The 17,884-nt window shown below is 68.8% G+C and carries 11 protein-coding genes and 2 rRNA genes; 8 read left to right on the top strand and 5 right to left on the bottom strand.

Going from position 1 to position 17,884, the window contains the following annotated elements:
- Both ACGFWE_RS15735 and rrf read left to right on the top strand, forming a co-directional pair.
- Positions 1-2,786 (top strand): 23S ribosomal RNA (locus ACGFWE_RS15735); the annotation flags it as partial.
- A 70-nt stretch (positions 2,787-2,856) separates the two neighbouring features.
- Positions 2,857-2,973, top strand: a 5S ribosomal RNA gene (gene rrf, locus ACGFWE_RS15730).
- A 95-nt stretch (positions 2,974-3,068) separates the two neighbouring features.
- On the opposite strand, the gene ACGFWE_RS15725 is transcribed toward rrf, so the two are convergent.
- Genes ACGFWE_RS15725 through ACGFWE_RS15705 form a run of 5 tightly spaced genes read right to left on the bottom strand, consistent with a single transcriptional unit; the run spans position 3,069 to position 8,649 of the window.
- Positions 3,069-4,379, bottom strand: coding sequence for a DUF58 domain-containing protein (locus ACGFWE_RS15725; protein ID WP_393600183.1), 1,311 nt, complete (start codon positions 4,377-4,379; stop codon positions 3,069-3,071).
- Positions 4,379-5,368, bottom strand: coding sequence for a MoxR family ATPase (locus tag ACGFWE_RS15720; protein WP_352391088.1), 990 nt, complete (start codon positions 5,366-5,368; stop codon positions 4,379-4,381). The genes ACGFWE_RS15725 and ACGFWE_RS15720 overlap by 1 nt, the downstream gene beginning before the upstream one ends.
- The gene (locus ACGFWE_RS15715) at positions 5,368-6,570 is read right to left on the bottom strand and encodes a DUF4350 domain-containing protein (protein WP_352391089.1); all 1,203 of its coding nucleotides are present in this window, start codon (positions 6,568-6,570) and stop codon (positions 5,368-5,370) included. Before ACGFWE_RS15715 ends, ACGFWE_RS15720 begins: the two co-directional genes overlap by 1 nt.
- Complete coding sequence (locus tag ACGFWE_RS15710; protein WP_393600182.1) at positions 6,567-7,313, bottom strand: DUF4129 domain-containing protein; 747 nt, start codon at positions 7,311-7,313, stop codon at positions 6,567-6,569. The genes ACGFWE_RS15715 and ACGFWE_RS15710 overlap by 4 nt, the downstream gene beginning before the upstream one ends.
- 4 nt (positions 7,314-7,317) lie before the next feature.
- Positions 7,318-8,649 carry a glycerophosphoryl diester phosphodiesterase membrane domain-containing protein gene (locus tag ACGFWE_RS15705; protein WP_393600181.1) on the bottom strand — a complete coding sequence of 444 codons (1,332 nt, stop codon included), beginning with the start codon at positions 8,647-8,649 and terminating at the stop codon, positions 7,318-7,320.
- A gap of 140 nt (positions 8,650-8,789) precedes the next feature.
- On the opposite strand from ACGFWE_RS15705, the gene mtnA reads away from it, so the two are divergent.
- From mtnA to hpf, 6 genes are all read left to right on the top strand, one after another.
- Complete coding sequence (gene mtnA / locus ACGFWE_RS15700) at positions 8,790-9,938, top strand: S-methyl-5-thioribose-1-phosphate isomerase (RefSeq protein WP_393600180.1); 1,149 nt, start codon at positions 8,790-8,792, stop codon at positions 9,936-9,938.
- 147 nt (positions 9,939-10,085) lie between these two features.
- Positions 10,086-10,775: a two-component system response regulator MtrA gene (mtrA, locus tag ACGFWE_RS15695; RefSeq protein WP_187281934.1), complete on the top strand. Its 690-nt coding sequence runs from the start codon at positions 10,086-10,088 to the stop codon at positions 10,773-10,775.
- Position 10,776: 1 nt separating this feature from the next.
- Positions 10,777-12,846 carry an MtrAB system histidine kinase MtrB gene (mtrB, locus tag ACGFWE_RS15690; RefSeq protein ID WP_393600179.1) on the top strand — a complete coding sequence of 690 codons (2,070 nt, stop codon included), beginning with the start codon at positions 10,777-10,779 and terminating at the stop codon, positions 12,844-12,846.
- Positions 12,836-14,680, top strand: coding sequence for an LpqB family beta-propeller domain-containing protein (locus ACGFWE_RS15685; RefSeq protein ID WP_393600178.1), 1,845 nt, complete (start codon positions 12,836-12,838; stop codon positions 14,678-14,680). The genes mtrB and ACGFWE_RS15685 overlap by 11 nt, the downstream gene beginning before the upstream one ends.
- 1,149 nt (positions 14,681-15,829) lie before the next feature.
- Positions 15,830-16,678, top strand: a complete 849-nt coding sequence (locus tag ACGFWE_RS15680; protein ID WP_393600177.1) for a ComF family protein — start codon at positions 15,830-15,832, stop codon at positions 16,676-16,678.
- Positions 16,679-16,990: 312 nt separating this feature from the next.
- A complete protein-coding gene (hpf, locus tag ACGFWE_RS15675) occupies positions 16,991-17,683 on the top strand; it encodes a ribosome hibernation-promoting factor, HPF/YfiA family (protein ID WP_352391094.1) in 693 nt (230 codons plus the stop codon).
- Positions 17,684-17,884: the final 201 nt, after the last annotated feature.

Here is a 17,884-nt window from a genome sequence, read left to right as displayed (position 1 = left end):
GTCTGCCGGCTGTGAGACGAGTCAGAAACCGTTGATGTAGGCGAAGGACATGCGAAAGGTCCGGCGTAGAGGGTAAGACCCCCGTAGTCGAAACATCAGCGGCTCGTTTGAGAGACACCCAAGTAGCACGGGGCCCGAGAAATCCCGTGTGAATCTGGCGGGACCACCCGCTAAGCCTAAATATTCCCTGGTGACCGATAGCGGATAGTACCGTGAGGGAATGGTGAAAAGTACCGCGGGAGCGGAGTGAAATAGTACCTGAAACCGTGTGCCTACAAGCCGTGGGAGCGTCGGAGTGCATGCTTGCATGCACTCTCGTGACTGCGTGCCTTTTGAAGAATGAGCCTGCGAGTTTGCGGTGTGTTGCGAGGTTAACCCGAGTGGGGTAGCCGTAGCGAAAGCGAGTCCTAATAGGGCGTTTCAGTAGCACGCTCAAGACCCGAAGCGGAGTGATCTAGCCATGGGCAGGTTGAAGCGGAGGTAAGACTTCGTGGAGGACCGAACCCACCAGGGTTGAAAACCTGGGGGATGACCTGTGGTTAGGGGTGAAAGGCCAATCAAACTCCGTGATAGCTGGTTCTCCCCGAAATGCATTTAGGTGCAGCGTCGTGTGTTTCTTGCCGGAGGTAGAGCACTGGATAGGCGATGGGCCCTACCGGGTTACTGACCTTAGCCAAACTCCGAATGCCGGTAAGTGAGAGCGCGGCAGTGAGACTGTGGGGGATAAGCTCCATGGTCGAGAGGGAAACAGCCCAGAGCATCGACTAAGGCCCCTAAGCGTACGCTAAGTGGGAAAGGATGTGGAGTCGCACAGACAACCAGGAGGTTGGCTTAGAAGCAGCCACCCTTGAAAGAGTGCGTAATAGCTCACTGGTCTAGTGATTCCGCGCCGACAATGTAGCGGGGCTCAAGCGTACCGCCGAAGTCGTGTCATTGCAGCTATAGGGCCAACGCCCGCTGTGATGGGTAGGGGAGCGTCGTGTGCCGGGTGAAGCCGCGCCGGAAGGCAGTGGTGGACGGTTCACGAGTGAGAATGCAGGCATGAGTAGCGATACACACGTGGGAAACGTGTGCGCCGATTGACTAAGGGTTCCTGGGTCAAGCTGATCTGCCCAGGGTAAGTCGGGACCTAAGGCGAGGCCGACAGGCGTAGTCGATGGATAACCGGTTGATATTCCGGTACCCGCTGTGAAGCGTCAAACATCGAACCAGGCGATGCTAAGTCCGTGAAGCCGTTCCGGACCCTTCGGGGAAAGGAAAGTGGTGGAGCCGACGAACCAGACTTGCAGTAGGTGAGTGATGGGGTGACGCAGGAAGGTAGTCCAGCCCGGGCGGTGGTTGTCCCGGGGTAAGGGTGTAGGCCGTGCGGTAGGTAAATCCGTCGCACACGAGGCTGAGACCTGATGCCGAGCCGATTGTGGTGAAGTGGATGATCCTATGCTGTCGAGAAAAGCCTCTAGCGAGTTTCATGGCGGCCCGTACCCTAAACCGACTCAGGTGGTCAGGTAGAGAATACCGAGGCGTTCGGGTGAACTATGGTTAAGGAACTCGGCAAAATGCCCCCGTAACTTCGGGAGAAGGGGGGCCATCACCGGTGATGACATTTACTGTCTGAGCTGGGGGTGGCCGCAGAGACCAGCGAGAAGCGACTGTTTACTAAAAACACAGGTCCGTGCGAAGCCGTAAGGCGATGTATACGGACTGACGCCTGCCCGGTGCTGGAACGTTAAGGGGACCGGTTAGTCACATTTCGGTGTGGCGAAGCTGAGAACTTAAGCGCCAGTAAACGGCGGTGGTAACTATAACCATCCTAAGGTAGCGAAATTCCTTGTCGGGTAAGTTCCGACCTGCACGAATGGCGTAACGACTTCTCGACTGTCTCAACCATAGGCCCGGTGAAATTGCACTACGAGTAAAGATGCTCGTTTCGCGCAGCAGGACGGAAAGACCCCGGGACCTTTACTACAGTTTGATATTGGTGTTCGGTTCGGCTTGTGTAGGATAGCTGGGAGACTGTGAACTCTGGACGCCAGTTCAGGGGGAGTCGTCGTTGAAATACCAGTCTGGTCGTGCTGGATGTCTAACCTGGGTCCGTGATCCGGATCAGGGACAGTGTCTGATGGGTAGTTTAACTGGGGCGGTTGCCTCCTAAAGAGTAACGGAGGCGCCCAAAGGTTCCCTCAGCCTGGTTGGCAATCAGGTGTTGAGTGTAAGTGCACAAGGGAGCTTGACTGTGAGACCGACGGGTCGAGCAGGGACGAAAGTCGGGACTAGTGATCCGGCGGTGGCTTGTGGAAGCGCCGTCGCTCAACGGATAAAAGGTACCCCGGGGATAACAGGCTGATCTTCCCCAAGAGTCCATATCGACGGGATGGTTTGGCACCTCGATGTCGGCTCGTCGCATCCTGGGGCTGGAGTCGGTCCCAAGGGTTGGGCTGTTCGCCCATTAAAGCGGTACGCGAGCTGGGTTTAGAACGTCGTGAGACAGTTCGGTCCCTATCCGCTGCGCGCGCAGGAACATTGAGAAGGGCTGTCCCTAGTACGAGAGGACCGGGACGGACGAACCTCTGGTGTGCCAGTTGTCCTGCCAAGGGCATGGCTGGTTGGCTACGTTCGGGAGGGATAACCGCTGAAAGCATCTAAGCGGGAAGCCTGCTTCGAGATGAGTGTTCCCACCCCCTTTGAGGGGTTAAGGCTCCCAGTAGACGACTGGGTTGATAGGCCGGATCTGGAAGGCGGGTAACCGCTGGAGGTGACCGGTACTAATAGGCCGAGGGCTTGTCCTCAGTTGCTCGCGTCCACTGTGTTAGTTCTGAGGCAACGACTGTGCTTTTTCCGGTCGTAACTTCATAGTGTTTCGGTGGTCATAGCGTGAGGGAAACGCCCGGTTACATTTCGAACCCGGAAGCTAAGCCTTACAGCGCCGATGGTACTGCAGGGGGGACCCTGTGGGAGAGTAGGACACCGCCGAACAATTTTTGGGAAAACCCCCGTGCCATTCGGCACGGGGGTTTTCTGCGTTTCAGGTTCTTTTCCTCAAGGGGGCGCGAGGCGCCCCCTTCTTCTATTTACAGGCGTCCGGCTGCTTTGAGTGCGAGGTATGCGTCGGCCAGGGCGGGAGCCAGGTCGTCCGGTGTCGCATCGACGACAGTCACTCCGTGCCGGCGGAGTTGTTCCGCCGTGCGATCGCGTTCCGTTTGCGCTTGAGCGGCGGCCGCGGCCTCGTAGATGGCATCGGTGTTGCCGCGGGCCGTGGCCATGCGGGCGATATGGGGATCCGCCACCGAGGCCAGAAGGACCGTGTGTCGTTGGGTGAGCTGAGGAAGTACGGGCAGCAGCCCTTCCTCGATGGGCGCGGCGTCGAGGCTGGTGAGCAGCACGATCAGGGAGCGGCGAGGAGCCGTACGCAGGGCTGTGGCGGTGAGACCACGAGCGTTCGTTTCGACGAGTTCGGGCTCGAGGGCGGCCATTGCGTTGACCAGCGAGGGGAGCAAGTCGTTGGCTGTTCGGCCCTGGACCACGGCGCGTACTCCCCGGTCGTATGCCAAAAGGTCTACGCGGTCGCCGGCGCGGGAGGCGAGGGCGGCCAGGAGCAGGGCCGCGTCCATGGAGGCGTCGAGGCGTGGGGCGTCACCCACGCGTCCCGCCGAGGTGCGGCCGGTGTCGAGGACCACAAGGATGTGGCGGTCGCGTTCGGGGCGCCAGGTGCGTACGGCGACGGATGTCTGGCGGGCGGTGGCTCGCCAGTCGATGGAACGGGTGTCGTCGCCGGGAACGTACTCGCGCAGGCTGTCGAATTCCGTGCCTTCGCCGCGGGTGAGGACGCTGGTGCGGCCGTCGAGTTCACGCAGGCGGGCCAGCTTGGAGGGCAGGTGCTTGCGGCTGGTGAACGGGGGCAGCACGCGGACCGTCCAGGGGACCTTGTGGGTGCCCTGGCGGGAGAAGAGCCGGAGGGGGCCGTAGGAGCGAATCGTCACTCGGTCGGCCTGGCGGTCGCCGCGGCGGGTGGGGCGTAGGCGGGTGGTGAGGCGTCGGCGTTCGCCGGCCGGGACCGCCAGTTGGTGGCGGGAGGCTTCCACCTCCGTGCCGGGCTGCCAGCTGCTCGGGGGCCAGGCGTCGCGGAGGTGGGCGCGGAGCGGGCGGCCGGACGGGTTGGTGACCGTGAGGGTGACATCGGCCGTCTCGCCCAGGCGGGCGGAGGTGTCGCCGGACCGGGTCAGGCCGAGCCGCCGTACGGATGCCGCCAGGGCGAAGTCGCACGCGCAGGCCACTGCCAGGGGGGCGTTGACCGCGAGGATGCCCGTCCAGCTGGGTTCCCAGATGCCGACGGGAAGGGAACCCAGGGCTGCGAGGAGTGCGGCGCGTCCGGTGAGGGCCATCAGCGGGGGACCGGGACGTGGGCGAGGATCGCGTTGATGACGGAGTCGGCCGTCACGCCCTCCATCTCGGCCTCCGGGCGCAGTTGAACGCGGTGGCGCAGCGTGGGGAGGGCCAGGGCCTTGACGTCGTCGGGGATGACGTAGTCGCGGCCGGTGAGCCACGCCCACGCGCGCGAGGTGGCCAGGAGGGCGGTGGCGCCGCGCGGGGAGACGCCGAGGGTGAGGGACGGGGACTCGCGGGTGGCGCGGCACACGTCGACGACGTAGGCAGTGATCTCGGGGGAGACCGTGGTCTTGGCGACTGCCGCGCGGGCGGCTTCGAGGTCGGCCGGGCCTGCTACGGGGCGTAGGCCGGCGGCCTTGAGGTCGCGGGGGTTGAAGCCCTCGGCGTGGCGGGTGAGGACATCGATCTCGTCCTGCCGGGAGGGGAGCGGGATCGTCAGCTTGAGGAGGAAACGGTCCAGCTGGGCTTCGGGGAGGGGATAGGTGCCCTCGTACTCCACCGGGTTCTGGGTCGCGGCGACCAGGAACGGGTCGGGCAGGAGGCGCGGGGTGCCGTCGACCGTGACCTGCCGCTCCTCCATGGCCTCCAGGAGGGAGGACTGGGTCTTCGGCGGGGTGCGGTTGATCTCGTCCGCGAGGAGGAGGTTGGTGAAGACCGGGCCGGGCTGGAAGGAGAACTCGGCACTGCGGGTGTCGTAGACCAGAGAGCCCGTCACATCGCTGGGCATGAGGTCCGGGGTGAACTGGACGCGCTTGGTGTCGAGTTCGAGTGCGGATGCGAGGGCGCGGACGAGCAACGTTTTGGCGACCCCAGGGACTCCTTCTAGTAGCACGTGTCCGCGGCAGAGGAGGGCGACGACAAGACCGGTCACGGCGGGGTCCTGGCCGACCACGGCTTTGGCGATCTCGGCGCGCAGGGCTTCCAGGGAGGCCCGGGCGGTGTCCGGGTCCCCGGTGGTCCCGGCGTTGTCAGTGGTCGGGTCCATCATGAACGGCGTACCTCTCTTTCGAGGGCGTCGAGTTGGTCGGCAAGGGAGATGAGGGCTGCGTCGTCGCCGGGCGGCGGGCCGAAGAGCAGGGAGTGCAGGGACTGTCCGTCTCCGTCGCGGTGCAGATGGCCGGACAGAGCGGGGAGCAGGGCTTCGGGCGCGTGCGCCTGGGTGACGGGGACGCCTACGAGGGGGGCGAGGCGGGTGCGAGTGGTGGAGCGAAGAGCGGTGGCCGCGCGGTCACGGGCGTTGGCCTTGCGGTAGAGACGGGCGCGGCCTTCGACGGTCTCGGAGGCGCGGATCGCCACGGGGAGTTTTTCGGGCACGAGCGGGCCCAGTCGGCGTGCCCTCCAGAGAGCGGCGAGTGCTGCCGCGAAGAAGAGCTGAAGTGTGGCCCAGAGCCAGCCCGAGGGGAGCAGGTCGAGGAAGTCCTTCTCCTCGCCGGGGTCGGTGGTGGAGGAGTCGGAGAGCGAGGGGAGGTACCAGACCAGATGGGGGCGGGAGCCGAGAAGTTGGAGGGCGAGCGAGGCGTTGCCCTGCTCGTCGAGGGTGTCGTTGTAGAGGATGTCGGGCGCGCCGAGTACGACGGTGTCGCCGTCCCCGGAGGCCGCCGGGACGCGCACCAGAGTGGGCAGGCGCTCGCTGGGGTAGCACTCGTCGTTGCCGGGGTCGGTGACGGTGTAGCGGATGCCACCGGTGTCGGCGGTCCCCGCGCGCCGGGCCGCGGGCAGGCCGCAGTCGGGGGAGAGCGTCGAGTCCAGGCTGGTGGCGGGGTCCGCGACGACACCGGGGGCCAGCCGTTCGACGGACCAGCCGCCGGGGGCGACGAGGACGGTGCGGCCGTCGGAGCCGGCGGTCGCGGAGCGCAGTCGGCTCTGCTGGCGGTGCGTCAGGAGGTCGGGGACGGCGACCAGGAGCGTGGTGTCGGGGCCGGCCGCGGCGCGTGCCTGGTCCAGGGTGGTGACCACGCGGGTGTCGACGCCCCGGTCCGCGAGGAGTTCGGCGACGGCGCGGCTGCCGTAGGGGTCTGCGGAGCGCGGATCGAGGCTGCCGTGGCGCTCGGTGGAGCGGATCGCCGCGATCGCCACGGCCGCGACGAGGAGCAACACGAGGGCGAGTACGACGCCGCGCGCGCGGGTCCACACCTGGCGGGCGGTGGGCGAGGCCGAAGTGGACGGGAGCGTGGCCTCGGTGGTCATTCGGCGGCTCCCTGGCGGGCGTTGTGGTCCGCGCTGTGGCCGCTGCTCGTGCTGTTGGCCAATACCGGCTTGGTGCGTTCCAGGTCGCGGTCGAGTTCGGCGATGCGGTGGTACGACTGCTCGGTCGCCGCCCGGCCGCCGTACGTGACGTCGTCGAAATCCCGGGCGGCGGAACGCAGCCGGTCCGTGTGGGAGGGCAGGGCGCGGCCGGCTTCCGCGGCGGCCTCGTCCGCAGTGCGACCGGGACGGAGATCGAGCAGGGCACGCTCCTCCAGGGCACGGACGATCGCGCGCATGCGCTCCTGTACGGCCTGGTTCCAGTGGCCCTGGGACGCGTGTGCCTCGGCGGCCGCGCGGTGGTCGGCGGCGCTGCGGGGGCGGTCGTCGAACAGGGCGGTGGCGGAGGCGGGTCCCCGGCGGGGGGTGCCCAAGCGCCACCACAGTGCGCCGACGACCAGGGCGATCACGGCGATGACGACGACCAGGCCCAGTGGTCCTCCCGGTGTCGCCGATGAGGCGGCGTTGAACAGCTTGTCGACCCATTCCCAGAACGCGTTGAGGGCGCGCTGGAACCAACTGGGGTCGTTCTCGTGGTACATGCGCTTGGACAGCTCGCGGCGGGCCGCCTCCCGCGCGGGGTCGCGCGGGATCGTCAGCGGCGGTTCGTCGGCGGACCGTGCCGGTGACAGCACGGAGATGTCGACGGCGCGCAGCGTGGTGAGCACTCCCCCCGGCAGGTTCACCGCATCAGCTCCCGGGAGTGGGGCCGGTGCCGTAGTCCTGGACGCCGGCCGCGCGGGCCAGTTCGAGGTCGAGGGCCTCGCGGCGGATGCGCTGGTCGATGTAGAGGAGCACGGTGACGCCGGCCGAGATCGGGAAAGTGATCATGGAGCCGATCACCGAGCCGATGCCGCTGATGATGAGGAACGTCCAGCCGAGGTCGCTGGTGCCGTTGACGAAGCCGCCGACACCTTCACCGCTGAGCGCTGCGGCGAGGAAGGTGAAGGGGATGACGACGATGGCCGCCACGATGTTGGCGATGAGTCCGGCCAGCAGCTGGATGCCGAGGACCCGCCACCAGGAGCCGCGGACCAGTTTCGTGGAGCGGTTCATCGACCTCACGATGCTCTGCTTCTCCAGCATCAGCGCGGGCGAGGCCAGGGAGAAGCGGATCATCAGCCACAGGGCGACGACGCCGGCGCCGAGGAGGCCCAGGATCGCAAGGGCGATACCGCCGCCGTTGGAGCCCGCTGCGGCCACGAGGATGCCGGGCAGGGCTCCGACGGCCAGCAAGCCGAAGGTGATGAGCAGCAGCAGGAAGATCAGGCCGAACAGCCGGGGTACCTGCGGGCGGGCGTCGCGCCAGGCCTCACCGGTGGTGACCGGCCTGCCGAGCACGGCCCGGCTGGTGACGGTCGTCAGCAGTGCGGTCGCGGCGACCGTGCCGATCAGGGAGATCAGGAACACGACGGTGGAGCCGAGCATGGTCTCGCCCAGGGCGCGGGTCAGCTCGTCGACGCTGGCGCTGGGGTCGTTGAGGGCCTCGGTCCCCGCGCTGTCGTTCAGGACCAGGCCCTGGAGCAGGATGACGAGGACCTCGGTCACGACGGCGACGGTCAGCGAGATGCCGAGGACCGTGCGCCAGTAGGTGCGCATGGTGGAGACCGCGCCGTCGAGGATCTCGCCCACGCCGAGCGGGCGCAGGGGGATCACGCCGGGCTTGGCCGCGGGCGGGGGGCCGCCCCAGCCGTTGTAGCCGCCGCCCCAGCCCGGGGGAGGGCTGTAGCCTCCGGGCGGGCCGGCGGGGGGCTGCGTGCCCCAGCCCGGGCCGGGCGGCGGGGGCGGAGGACTCTGGCCGGGAGTAGCGGGGCCGGTGGGGGCGGTGGGGGCGGACCACTGACCTGGTGGCGGCTGCTCCTGGGACCACTTCGAGCCGGCGTCCTGCGGGTTGTCCTCCGGCTGCTGCGCGGGCTTCGCGGTGTCGGGCCGGGCTGCGGGCTCGGCGGGACCGGACGCGCCGGGCTCGTGCCCGTCGGACGGGGCGGATCCGGGCGAGGCCCAGCCCGGAGTGTCGTTCATCGTCGCTCCTTCACGGTGCCCGTCCGCGGTCGCGGCGGCAGGTTGGCAGCCATCGTGCCATGGGGTGGTCGGCGAAGGACCAGCCGCGGTATGCGCTGCACACCTTCAATACTCCGGCGGACAAGGGGCAGACTGATCGCATGGCTGATCAGTACGTGCAATCCGGCGAGGACAGCAAGCCCACCGACATCCCGGCCATCCGCTGGGAGGAGCCACCCGAAGGCCCCGTGCTGGTGCTTCTCGACCAGACGAGGCTGCCGGCCGAGGAGGTCGAACTCGTTTGTACGGATGCGTCCGCGCTGGTGGAGGCGATCCGTTCGCTCGCCGTGCGCGGGGCGCCGTTGCTCGGCATCGCGGGGGCGTACGGGGTCGCGCTCGCCGCCGCGCGCGGATTCGACGTGGACGAGGCGGCGGCCGTGCTGGCGGCCGCGCGTCCGACCGCGGTGAACCTCGCTGTCGGGGTACGCAGAGCCGAGGCCGCCTACCGGGCCGAGCTCGGCAAGAGCGGTGACCAGGAACTGGCGGCCGGGGCGGCGCTGGCGGCGGCGCGCAGGCTGCACGAGGAGGACGCGGCGGCCAGTGCCGCCATGGCCGAGCGTGGGCTGGCGCTGCTGGACGAATTGCTGCCGGGCGGCGGGCACCGGATCCTGACCCACTGCAACACCGGTTCGCTGGTGTCGGGCGGTGAGGGGACGGCGTTCGCGGTGGCCCTCGCGGCTCATCGCGCGGGGCAGCTGCGGCGGCTGTGGGTGGACGAGACGCGTCCCTTGCTCCAGGGCGCCCGGCTGACGGCGTACGAGGCGGCGCGCAGCGGGATGGCGTACACCCTGCTGACCGACAACGCGGCGGGCTCGCTGTTCGCGGCTGGGGAGGTGGACGCGGTGCTGATCGGGGCCGACCGGATCGCGGCCGACGGCTCGGTGGCGAACAAGGTGGGGAGCTATCCCCTGGCGGTGCTCGCGCGGTATCACCATGTGCCGTTCATCGTGGTGGCGCCGGTGACCACCGTGGATCTGGACACGCCGGACGGGGCGTCGATCGAGGTGGAGCAGCGTGCCGGCCACGAGGTGACCGAGATCGCGGCGCCCCAGGTGCCGGTGGCGGGCGCCGAGGCGGGCGGCGGGATTCCGGTGGCGCCGCTGGGGACGCAGGCGTACAACCCGGCCTTCGATGTGACGCCGCCGGAGCTGGTGACGGCGATCGTGACGGAGGAGGGCGTGGTGTCGCCGGTGACGGCTGAGGCCCTTGCCGAGCTGTGCGCGAGGGCCCGGGAGGTGACGATCAGCTGATCCGGATGCAGTGACCACGCATCCGCCCGGCATCCGCGGCTCGTACCCACGGCGGCGGTCGAGGCAGACAGTGACGGTCGGGTACGACTAAGGTCACTGGTCGGTGAGCTGTCTCACCACTGCCTTCACCACTGTTATGAGAATGGGATGATGTCGTTTATGAAGGGACGAGTCCTTGTCGTCGACGACGACACCGCACTTGCCGAGATGCTGGGCATTGTGCTGCGTGGTGAAGGTTTTGAGCCGTCTTTCGTAGCCGACGGTGACAAGGCGCTGGCCGCGTTCCGTGAGGCCAAGCCGGATCTGGTGCTGCTGGATCTGATGCTGCCCGGGCGGGACGGCATCGAGGTGTGCCGTCTGATCAGGGCGGAGTCCGGCGTGCCGATCGTGATGCTGACGGCCAAGAGCGACACGGTGGATGTCGTCGTGGGCCTGGAGTCCGGTGCCGACGACTACATCGTGAAGCCGTTCAAGCCGAAGGAGCTCGTGGCCCGGATCCGGGCGCGGCTTCGGAGGTCGGAGGAGCCGGCTCCCGAGCAGCTCGCCATCGGTGATCTGGTGATCGACGTGGCCGGCCACTCCGTGAAGCGGGAAGGGCAGTCGATCGCGCTGACGCCGCTGGAGTTCGACCTGCTGGTCGCGCTCGCGCGCAAGCCGTGGCAGGTGTTCACGCGTGAGGTGCTGCTCGAGCAGGTGTGGGGTTACCGCCACGCCGCCGACACCCGGCTCGTCAACGTGCATGTGCAGCGGCTGCGTTCCAAGGTCGAGAAGGACCCGGAGCGGCCCGAGATCGTGGTGACCGTCCGTGGTGTGGGTTACAAGGCAGGGCCAAGCTGACATGTCCGGGGACAGTGCCGCTTCGTCGCCCGGGCCGGCCGGGGTGAGCGCGGGACGGCCTGTCGGGCGGACGAAAGCCCGCTCCCGCTGGGGGCGGTTCATCGAGGACGGGCTGCTCCAGGGCGGAGTCCAGGGAAGCCCGGTCGTGCGGCTCTTCATGCGCTGGGTGCGCCGGCCGCTGCTTCCCGTGATGCGGCTGTGGCGGCGCAACATCCAGCTCAAGGTCGTCGTCACGACCCTGCTGATGTCGCTCGGCGTGGTCCTCCTGCTGGGCTTCGTCGTCATCGGGCAGGTGCGCAACGGGCTCCTCGACGCCAAGGTGAAGGCATCACAGAGCCAGGCCACCGGCGGATTCGCGGTGGCCAAGCAGAAGGCGGAGGAGGCCGACGCCGGGACCGACGACACGGCTGCGGCGGACGGTCAGTCCGACCAGTTCGTCATTGAGTGGATGAGCAACCTCGTCTACTCGCTCTCCAGCGGCGGCCAGGGCGCCTTCGACGTGGTGAGCCTGCCCGTGGGCGGCGACAGCGGGAGCGGGCGCGGACCGCGCGCCTCCGGCGACGTGGATCCGACGGCCAGCGTTCCCGAGGCGCTGCGCGAGAAGGTCGACGACAGTACGGCCGCCGCGCAGAGCTACACCCGCATCGTCTACGACGCCGACGAGGAGTCGCAGCCTGCCCTCGTCATCGGCAAGCAGGTCAACGACCCCAACGGCGACCCGTACCAGCTGTACTACCTCTTCCCGCTCACCCAGGAGGAGAAGTCGCTCAGCCTGGTCAAGGGCACCCTGGCGACCGCCGGGCTCTTCGTCGTCGTACTCCTCGGAGCCATCGCCTGGCTCGTGGTGCGGCAGGTCGTCACGCCGGTGCGGATGGCGGCCGGGATCGCCGAGCGGCTGTCCGCCGGGCGGCTTCAGGAGCGGATGAAGGTCACCGGCGAGGACGACATCGCGCGGCTCGGCGAGGCCTTCAACAAGATGGCGCAGAACCTTCAGCTGAAGATCCAGCAGCTGGAGGACCTGTCGCGGATGCAGCGGCGGTTCGTGTCGGACGTGTCGCACGAACTGCGGACGCCGCTGACGACCGTACGGATGGCGGCCGACGTCATCCATGACGCGCGCGAGGACTTCGATCCGATGACCGCGCGGTCGGCCGAACTGCTCGCCGACCAGCTGGACCGGTTCGAGACCTTGCTTGCGGACCTGCTGGAGATCAGCCGGTTCGACGCGGGTGCGGCGGCGCTGGAGGCCGAGCCGATCGACCTCAGGGAGGTCGTGCGGCGGGTCGTCAGCGGGGCCGAGCCGCTCGCCGAGCGCAAGGGCACGACGGTCCGGATCGTGGGGGACCAGCAGCCCGTCGTCGCCGAGGCCGACGCCCGCCGGGTGGAGCGGGTGCTGCGCAATCTCGTCGTCAACGCCGTGGAGCACGGTGAGGGCAAGGACGTCGTGGTCAAGCTGGCCTCGGCGGGCGGGGCGGTCGCGATCGCGGTGCGCGACTACGGGGTCGGGCTCAAGCCGGGTGAGGCCACGCGCGTGTTCAGCCGCTTCTGGCGGGCCGACCCGGCACGCGCGCGTACCACCGGCGGTACGGGTCTCGGCCTGTCGATCGCCCTGGAGGACGCGCGGCTGCACGGCGGCTGGCTCCAGGCGTGGGGGGAGCCGGGCGGTGGCTCGCAGTTCCGGCTGACGCTGCCCAGGACGGCCGACGAGCCGCTGCGGGGCTCGCCGATACCGCTGGAGCCCAAGGATTCGCGGCGCAACCGTGGACTCGATGACGCCGGCCTGCCGCGTGGAGGCGGCGACAAGGCGGCCACTGTACCGGTCCAGCCGAAGAGCGACCAGGGGACCGCGCGGGACCCGATCACGCCCCGGGCGGGCGCGGTGACCCCCACGGCCGATCCGACGGCGTTGCCCGGCAGCGGCGCGCGCGTGGTGTCCCGGCCGACGTCGAGTGCGCGACGGCCGGACGGTGCGTCCGCCGGGGACGCGCCTGGCGGTGAGACCGCCGGCCGCCCGGACGCCGGGGCGCAGGAGTCGTACGAACAGCAGGGGGAGGCATTCCGTGGGCGCTGACCGCGAGGGGGGTGGCCGGCGCACGCCGGGGCGCGCGACGGTGTACGTCGCCTGTGGTGTCGTATTGCTGGCGGGGTGTGCCTCCATGCCGGACAGCGGGGATCTGCGCGGGGTGGACTCCACGCCGCGCCAGGACACGCAGGTGCGGGTCTTCGCGATGCCGCCGCAGGAGGACGCCGAGCCCACGGACATCGTGCAGGGCTTCCTCGAGGCGCTGACCAGCGACGATCCGAATTACGAGACGGCCCGCCAGTACTTGACCAAGAGCGCGGCGAAGCAGTGGCAGCCGGGGCTGTCCACCACGGTGCTCGACGACGGGCCCGGTGCCGACGTCGTGCCGCCCGTGGACCAAGGGCAGTCCCAGGACAAGTCGTTCACGCTGGTCGGCACCAGGGTGGCCGTGGTGGACGCGCAGCAGTCGTACGCGCCGGCCTCGGGTGAGTACCGGGAGACTGTGCACCTCGTGAAGGACAAGAAGACCAAGCAGTGGCGGATCGACAGCCCTCCGCGCGGAGTCGTCATGGGCAGGTCGGACTTCCAGCGGAACTACGTGTCCGTCAACAAGTACTACTTCGCTTCGCATACCAGGTCGGCAACGGCTCCACAGACCGTGGCGGTGGCCGACCCCGTGTATGTGCGTGAGCGCGTGGACCCCATGACACAGCTGGTGCGGTCCCTGCTCAAGGGGCCGACCAGTTGGCTCGACCCCGTCGTCAGGACGAGTTTTCCCACCGGTACGGCCCTCAGGAGCGGCGTCTCCTCGCTGACTCCCGACGACCGGAGCACGCTGACGGTGCCGCTCAACGACAAGGCCAGGAACGTCGGCTCGGACCAGTGCAAGGCGATGGCGGCCCAGCTGCTGTTCACCCTGCAGAACCTCACCCCTGCCGTGGACGACGTCGAACTGCGGGCGGGCGGCAAGCAGTTGTGCTCCGCCACGGAGAGCGACGCCGATGGGGACGCCACGCGCGGCTCGGTCGAGCGTCCCGAGTTCCTGTACTTCGTCAACGGCGAGCACCGGCTGGTGCGGGTTTCGGCCGAGCCGGGCGGCAGCAGTACGAGGGCCGAGCCGGTTGCGGTGCCCGGAGCGCTGGGCGACGGCGACAAGGATCTGCGGTCGGTGGCGGTCTCGCGTGACGAGCACACCGCGGCCGGTGTCGGGATCGACGGCAGGGCGCTGTACGTCGGGTCGCTGGTGTCGGGCGGGTCGCTCGGGGAAGCGGTGCTGCTCAGCAACGGCAAGACGGCCGATGACCGGCTGACCACGCCGAGCTGGGACACCGAGGGCGACCTGTGGGTGGCCGACCGGAACCCCGCCGATCCGCGACTGCTGCTCTTCAAGGAGGGCGCGGGCAAGCCGCTGGAGGTGGAGACTCCCGGGCTGGACGGGCGTATCAAGGACCTGCGGGTGGCCGCCGACGGGGTGCGGATCGCGCTCGTCGTGGAGAAGGGCGGCAAGCAGTCGCTGTTCATCGGGCGGATCGAGCGGGAAGGCAGGACCGGGGACCCGCGGAGCGTCTCGGTGCGGGAACTGCGCTCCGCGACACCGGATCTGGAGGAGGTCACGACCATGTCCTGGGCCGGCGACAGCAGGCTCGTGGTGGTCGGACGCGAACAGGGCGGCGTGCAGCAGACGCGGTACGTCCAGGTCGACGGCTCCACTCCGGAGGGGCCGCCGCCCGCCGCGCTCACGGGTGTGAAGGAGATCGCGGCGTCCGAGGACGACGAGATGCCCTTGGTGGCCTACTCGGAGGACGGGATCGTACGGCTGCCGGCCGGGGCGCAGTGGCAGAAGGTGGACGTGGACGGGACGGCGCCGGTCTATCCGGGGTGAGGTCACGGGACGGCGCTGTCGGGAGCGGCCGCTTTTGCCGGGGTGAGGCCCTGGTGAGGGTGGCCGCTTTTTGTTCTGGGGCGGGTGGGGATTCGCGGTCGGGCGGGCGGGTCGGATTCGCTGAGTGGGGCGAGGCGTAAACCTCGCGGGGAACCGAATCGAGGGTCGTGTTCGGTCGGCCGGTTAGTTGTATGGGGCCGGGAATTTATTAGGGGAACTGTTGTTCGTGCCTGTTGCTCGTGCCGGGCGCGGTTTTCCACAGGGAGTTATCCACAGGGGTGGCCGGTCTGCTTCGGCGTTGGCACAGTGGTGGGCATGCGGGGGTGGTGGCAGGACCTCACCGATCTGGTGCTGCCGGCCGAGTGCGGAGGCTGCGGGAAGCCGCGCACGGTGCTCTGTCCGGAGTGCCGTGCCGCCTTGAACGGGGCCGCGCCGAGCCGGGTGCGACCGGTTCCGGAGCCGTCCGGACTGCCGGTCGTGCATGCGGCGGCTCGGTATGCGGACTCGGTACGGGCGGTATTGCTGGCCCACAAGGAGAGGGGGGTGCTGGGCCTCGCGGGGCCACTCGGTACGGCCCTGGCGGGCGCTGTGTGGGCGGCCGTGCAGGAGGTGTGTGAGCCGGGGGGTGAGGGGTTGGCGTCGGGGTGGCCTCGGGGGGCCTGGGAGCGGGGTTACGGGACTTTGGGCCGACCCGGTGGGGAGTTGCAGAGTGGTGGGCCTTCCGGGCGGGTGGCGGGGGGTTTTGGCGGCCGGCGGCCTGGTGGGGCGGCGGCGTTTGAGGGGCGGGCTGATGGGGATCGGGCGCCTTTTGCCTCTGCTGGTGAGGCGGGGACGCCTGGGGGCTCTGCCGGTGAGGCCGGGGGGTTGTGGGCGGTCGGCGGGACGGGTGAGGCGGCTTTGCCCTGGGGTGGGGATGTGCCGGGTGCGGAGGGCTGGTGTGGGGGTGGGGATGTGCCGGGTGCCGAGGTCTTGGTCCGAGGCGGTGGTGGCTCAGGTGCGGACGTGCAGGGCAGGGGTGGGGGCGCTTCGGGTGTGGAGGCTCTGCGCCGGGGGCGAGACGTCTCAGGTGCGGGGGTCTTGGCCAGGGGCGGTGGAGCGTTGGGTGCGGAGGTCTGGGGAAGGGGTGACCGCGCGGCAGGTGTAGACGCCTTGAACGGCGGCAACGGCGGCAACGGCGGTGTGCTCGGTGCAGAGGCTCTGGCCGCAGGTGGTGTGTCAGGTGGTCAGGGCCTGGCCGGGGCCGGGGGGCCGCACACCGATGCGTTCGTCGGTGGTGGATGGGTGGGGGAGGGGCTCCGTGTGCCCGTGCTGCTCGTTCCCGTGCCGTCCGCGCGTCGGGCGGTTCGGGCTCGGGGGCATGATCCGGCTCGGCGGATCGCGCTGGCGGCGGCTGGTGAGCTGCGGCGGGCGGGGATGCCGGCACGGGTGGTGGCCGTACTGCGGCAGCGACGAGGCGTGGCCGACCAGTCGGGGCTCAACTCCCGGCAGCGGCTGGACAATCTCACGGGCGCACTGACCGTGGTTCCCGGCGGCGGGCGGCTCCTGACCGAGGGGCTGGTCGTGCTGGTCGACGACCTGATGACGACGGGCGCGTCCCTGGCCGAGGCGGCGCGGGTCGTCCGGGAGGCCAGGGCTCGGGAGCACCGGCCGACGAGCGCTCGGGAGCGCATCGCGTACCGCGGTGAACGGATGACCACCGGGCATCGTGATCATCGGCAACAGGGCGGACGAGAGGGCGGTTGTCTTGGGCCGCCGCTCGACGGGAGCGGGTGTCGTGGTGGGCGAGAGGTGGCCGGATGCGGTGATGATCCGGCGGGCCTCGTGTACACCGCCACAACCCGGGAAGGCATGGGGGAACGAATGGCCACAGTGACGGAGGAGGACTCGGGCCGGGAGCGCTGCTCGGCGGCAACGGCGGGCGCGGGGACCGTCCGTGACGTCGTCTGCGCAGCTGTGGTCGCGGCTTCGCCGGGTTCTTTCGAAATAAACCGGAACTGACTGCGTAGTTGCATCGTTGCTGGTTACGAGAAGGTCAATTCACCTGAACGGAGGTACGCCGCAGTAGAGGGTGACGACATCCGTCCAGGCGAGATATGTTCGGTTGTGTGAGAAAGGCGCAGGCCACACCTCGCAAATCCGAATGCCGTGCCCGCGGGATTTCCACCATCACCCGTGACGGTGGAATGGAGATCTTGCCCGCGGGGGAGGAGGTGCACGTCACCGAGTCCGAGGTTCCGGGGCTCACCGGAGCCTGGTGCAAAAGGGAGATGCTCCGCATCGAGGCGGAGCGATCCGGGAACGGAGTTCTGCGTGGACATCGTCGTCAAGGGCCGCAAGACCGAGGTGCCCGAGCGGTTCCGCAAGCACGTGGCCGAGAAGCTGAAGCTGGAGAAGATCCAGAAGCTCGATGGCAAGGTGATCAGCCTCGACGTCGAGGTGTCCAAGGAGCCGAACCCCCGACAGGCCGACCGTTGTGACCGAGTGGAGATCACGCTCCGCTCCCGCGGTCCGGTGATCCGGGCGGAAGCGGCAGCCAGTGACCCGTACGCGGCACTCGACCTGGCGGCGGAGAAGCTGGACGCCCGGCTGCGCAAGGAGCACGACAAGCGCCACACACGCAGGGGCGCACGGCGGCTCACGGCGGCCGAGGTCGCCGACCACGTCCCGGACGCGGCGACGCTCGACGGCGATGGCCACCCCGTTCACGACGAAGAGCCGGACGCTGTGCCCACCAAGAAGATCGGCTCGCTGGAGATCAAGGGTGAAGGCCCCCTGGTCGTCCGTGAGAAGACCCATGTCGCCTCCCCGATGACCCTCGACCAGGCGCTCTACGAGATGGAGCTGGTCGGGCACGACTTCTATCTGTTCGTCGACTCCGAGACGAAGGAACCGAGTGTCGTCTACCGGCGGCACGCCTATGACTACGGCGTCATTCACCTGAGCACGGACCCGATGGTCGCCCGGGCGCACTCTCCCGCGGCCGGCGACACGACGGGCGGCTGACCCTCCCGGATGACAGCTGAGCCGGTGCCCCTGGAGCGCATGTGCGCCCCCAGGGGCACCCGCGTGCGACCACTTCGCGCCCCGCTCTGTCATCCCACTGACGTCTGGGCATGAAATCATGGGCCCATCGGCCCAACCGGTGGGTCGTTGCCTTGGGTTGGCGATGGCACAGGACCAGCCACAGCCTTCAGGGGGAGGAAC

The sequence above is a fragment of the Streptomyces sp. NPDC048523 genome (assembly GCF_043199815.1).
Classification (GTDB): Bacteria; Actinomycetota; Actinomycetes; order Streptomycetales; family Streptomycetaceae; genus Streptomyces.
Note: the sequence above shows the minus strand (reverse complement) of the source record. Positions and strands in the feature narration are given on the sequence as shown.

Coding starts and splice junctions, on each gene's coding strand:
- mtnA (WP_393600180.1), top strand. CDS start 8,790: ATGGCTGATCAGTACGTGCAATCCGGCGAGGACAGCAAGCCCACCGAC.
- mtrB (WP_393600179.1), top strand. CDS start 10,777: ATGTCCGGGGACAGTGCCGCTTCGTCGCCCGGGCCGGCCGGGGTGAGC.
- ACGFWE_RS15725 (WP_393600183.1), bottom strand. CDS start 4,379: ATGGCCCTCACCGGACGCGCCGCACTCCTCGCAGCCCTGGGTTCCCTT.
- ACGFWE_RS15705 (WP_393600181.1), bottom strand. CDS start 8,649: ATGAACGACACTCCGGGCTGGGCCTCGCCCGGATCCGCCCCGTCCGAC.
- ACGFWE_RS15720 (WP_352391088.1), bottom strand. CDS start 5,368: ATGGACCCGACCACTGACAACGCCGGGACCACCGGGGACCCGGACACC.
- ACGFWE_RS15715 (WP_352391089.1), bottom strand. CDS start 6,570: ATGACCACCGAGGCCACGCTCCCGTCCACTTCGGCCTCGCCCACCGCC.
- mtrA (WP_187281934.1), top strand. CDS start 10,086: ATGATGTCGTTTATGAAGGGACGAGTCCTTGTCGTCGACGACGACACC.